The organism is Vibrio sp. 10N.222.48.A3 (assembly GCF_041475345.1).
Taxonomy (GTDB): Bacteria; Pseudomonadota; Gammaproteobacteria; order Enterobacterales; family Vibrionaceae; genus Vibrio; species Vibrio tasmaniensis_A.
In genome coordinates, this window is the sequence record NZ_JBFRVX010000168.1 from 1 (window position 1) to 3,952 (window position 3,952).

4 protein-coding genes are annotated in these 3,952 nt (G+C 43.4%); all 4 read left to right on the forward strand.

All coding sequences use genetic code 11. The features are described 5' to 3' along the window. Positions 1 to 236: 236 nt before the first annotated feature. Complete coding sequence (gene dinG / locus AB4653_RS06085) at positions 237 to 2,312, forward strand: ATP-dependent DNA helicase DinG (RefSeq protein ID WP_009846331.1); 2,076 nt, start codon at positions 237 to 239, stop codon at positions 2,310 to 2,312. Positions 2,313 to 2,440: 128 nt separating this feature from the next. Then, on the forward strand, positions 2,441 to 3,220 hold the full coding sequence (locus tag AB4653_RS06090) for a TSUP family transporter (protein WP_009846330.1): 780 nt from the start codon (positions 2,441 to 2,443) through the stop codon (positions 3,218 to 3,220). 23 nt (positions 3,221 to 3,243) lie between these two features. Beyond that, on the forward strand, positions 3,244 to 3,792 hold the full coding sequence (locus tag AB4653_RS06095; RefSeq protein WP_009846329.1) for a primosomal replication protein: 549 nt from the start codon (positions 3,244 to 3,246) through the stop codon (positions 3,790 to 3,792). Further along, entirely contained in the window at positions 3,782 to 3,952 is a 171-nt protein-coding gene (rsmS, locus tag AB4653_RS06100) for a pleiotropic regulatory protein RsmS (protein ID WP_009846328.1), read from the forward strand. The genes AB4653_RS06095 and rsmS overlap by 11 nt, the downstream gene beginning before the upstream one ends.

Sequence of the window (3,952 nt, forward strand, 5' to 3'; positions counted from 1 at the left end):
AAGTATAATACTCCACTCATTTAGGTTTAAATCGTGATTCACAGAACTTAACACCTGCATCGTGCGATTTTTTAATATATATATTTCGTAACATAAATAAAATCGTTAAGTTCCTGAAGGTTCAGTTTTTTTTTGTGAACGAGATCTACCTTTGATTCAAAAGCAAGCTATTTTGCGGTAAATGTACCGACTAGTGATATGTGCTACTATCCTCGCTCCGTTACGTAGGTCACAGTATGCTAACTACTAAAATTCAAAATTCTATACGCACCAGTTATCAAAACCTCCAAGATCAGTTGGATAACTTTGTACCTCGACGTGCTCAAAATTACCTTGTTGCAGAAATAGCGAAGACACTTTGTGGTCAATACCACAAAAGTAATCGCATGATTGTTGCTGAAGCAGGTACCGGGATCGGGAAGTCACTGGCTTATTTAATGGCAACAATTCCTGTCGCCGTGCTCAACAATCGTAAAATCGTCATTTCAACAGCGACCGTTGCGCTACAAGAACAACTCGTCAATAAAGATCTCCCTCTATATAGACGACTTACTGATAGAGAGTTTTCTTTCATCTTAGCGAAAGGAAGACAGCGTTATTGTTGTACAGAGAAGTTGGCCGCTGCGTGTGGGGTTGATGGTGGTCAAATGGCCATGTTCGATTCCAAACCAAAAAAGAAAGACATCGAGCAACTGCAAACCATGTACCGCAGCCTCACCCAAGGTAAATGGGATGGCGACCGTGATTCGTGGCCAAAACCTATCGACAACATGATTTGGCAGATGATTGTCAGTGATAAGCACAGCTGTAACAACAGTATGCCTACGCACAGAGACTGCCCTTTCCAAAAAGCACGTTCAGAGCTAGATAAAGCAGACGTGATTATCGCCAATCACAGTTTAGTGATGGCTGATGCGGACCTAGGCGGCGGTGTGATACTGCCAGAACCAGAAAATAGCATCTATATATTTGATGAAGCTCACCACTTGCCACACGTAGCGAGAGATCACTCCTCTGCTGCCGCAAGCTTAAAAGGTGCTGCCTCTTGGTTAGAGCGTTTGAATCAATCGATCACTAAGCTTTCGGGGCTAGCAGACGAGAAACGTGTTCATAGATTTAGAAATGAGTTGCAAGACTCAGTACAACAACTGATCCCGACTCTGACTCAAATGAGCAAACAGTTTGACGCTAGCCACTTCGAAGATGGCTTGTATCGCTTCGAGCATGGTGACTTACCTGAATGGTTAGAAAGCGAATCGAAAGATCTCAAACAATTAACGCAAAAGGCGAGCCAAGCCGTAGCAAAAATTGCAGACTTGATTGCAGAACGAGTTAAAGACGGAGAGCTTTCAGCAAAGCTTGCAGAGCCTGCGCTTGCAGAAATTGGCTTCTATATACAAAGAACAGAAAACCTTGCTCAAGTATGGCGATTAATGGCTGAACCTAAGAGAGAAAAAGGGGCGCCTTTGGCTCGTTGGCTTGAATTAAGCAAAGAAAGCGAGGGAGACTTTGTTGTTAATGTCTCACCATTAGAAGTCGGTTGGCAACTGGACCAACAGATTTGGAGTCGTTGTGTTGGTGCAGTGTTAGTATCTGCGACCATGAGAGCACTCAACTCTTTCAGCTTTTTTTGTCATCAATCAGGTATCAGCCAAAAAGCAGAAGATGGCGTACAATTTCTTGCTTTGGCATCGCCGTTTGATTATCAGAACCAAGCTGAATTAGTGGTACCTGCAATGAAGTACGAACCACAAGCACCTCAGTTTACCGAATATCTTATTGAAATTTTGCCTAAGGTAATAGAAGACAACAAAGCCAATCTCATTCTATTCTCTTCTTATTGGCAAATGAACCAAGTGGCCGAGGCTTTGGCAACAGATTTCGTTAAAAAGTCGTGGGCGTTACAGGTTCAAGGGGATACCTCACGAACTGAAATCCTAAAAAAACATAAAAAGCTCATAGACCAAGGTAAAACCAGCGTTCTTTTTGGAACGGGTAGCTTTTCTGAAGGTCTTGATCTGCCTGGCGAGCTGCTTGAAAACCTTGTTATTACCAAGATCCCTTTCGGTGTTCCTACCTCTCCTGTAGAGCGGGCACATTCAGAATATATTGAATCTCGTGGCGGTAATCCTTTTATGCAGATTACTGTTCCAGAAGCGAGTAAAAAGCTTATTCAATCTGTGGGTAGATTGCTGCGTAAAGAACGAGATTCTGGTAAAGTCACGATCCTTGATAGACGCATAGTCACGAAGCGATACGGAAAGTCCCTACTCGATTCGCTACCGCCTTTTAAAAGAACAATAAAATACTAATTTTCCTACCCTCGTGGTAGTTATGGGCCTGCCATCGCTAGGCCCTTGCATTCACAACCCAGCATGACTAATCCCTCGATTCTTCATGTGGCTGCCCGAACGGCCGATAACGAGAACACTAGCTATTTATGGAAATGATTGAGCCAACCATGTTGGTCATACTTGCCTTGGTTGCATTTGCTGCAGGCTTTATTGATGCTGTCGCCGGTGGCGGAGGGATGTTAACTGTACCAGCTTTGCTATCGCTTGGTTTACCGCCACACATTGCACTCGGCACTAATAAGCTGGCCGCAACATTCGCCTCATCAACAGCCGCTTTTACTTACTATCGCAAGAAGCTGTTCAAACCTGAATGTTGGGTCAATGCTTTCATATCTACTTTAATAGGTGCAACAATCGGCACCCTGACTGTTGATGCCATAAGCACAGAGTGGTTAGAGAAGGTATTACCGCTAGTCATTCTTGCAGCAGCGGTCTATACCATTTTTCATAAGACTCCAGATGTGAGCCATAATGTGTCTCCTAAACCGTGCCCGGTACTCAAGAGAAAGCAAAAGTACCAAGGATTCATTCTCGGCTTTTATGATGGTGTTGCTGGCCCAGGAACCGGCGCTTTTTGGACTGTGAGCTCGATGGCGCTTTATCGTCTCAATATCTTACTTGCTTCAGGTCTATCTAAAGCCATGAACTTTACCAGTAACTTTACGTCTTTGGTTACCTTCGCAATTCTTGGTCATATTGATTGGGTTCTTGGTTTAACTATGGGTCTTTGTTTGATGGCTGGAGCATTTGTTGGGGCACATTCTGCTATTCGTTTCGGTGCTACATTTATACGACCTGTTTTTGTTACTGTTGTAAGCGTACTTGCGATTAAGCTGGCTTACGAAGCTTGGTTTGTAACCTTATAGCCCAGTCGCCCAAGGTAAGTAAAATGAATCACTTCTCTAAATTAAAAAGCGTCATTGATACCTTAATTGGCCATTGCTCGCAGGTTGATAAATCTCGAGGGGCTTATCATCAAGCCTTGTTCGATAGAACCTTGTTTAAGTGCAGCTCTTCTATTTTACTGCCCTACGCACTCGAAACTCAGGCAACGTACAACACTATTGTTCGAGAACAAGCGACAAACCAACTTACTGCTTCTCGGGCCAACTACCTGACAGAAAAACTCACTAATCAGATAGCTGCAATCCAAAGAGAACTAGCCAACCATGATTTAAGGTTAGATCGAAAAAGTAAGTCAGGAAAAAACCTTAACGACCTATACAACGAACTCGCTCAGCACCAAGATTGGCAAAAGCGACTGGTTGATTTAGTACGAGTACGCAAGTTAGCGTTTGATTCTGCGCCTCGCCACAGTAAGAAAAAAGCGGACGAGGCTTGGCAATTAGCAAAAGAACGATTAGAACGCTGCGAAGACTCAATGAAAAATATTGAGAGACTGATTAACTTAGAGAACCCCAAGCGAAATGAACACTGATAACCCATCATCACCACTGGATAACGCCCCAGAAGAAGTTAAGTTAGCTGTCGACCTGATCTATCTGCTCGAAAGCAACGAAATCGACCCAAAGGTTGCGTTAGAAGCAATTAAGATTGTCCAACAAGATTTACAAGCCAAACTAGCATCTAGCATCTAG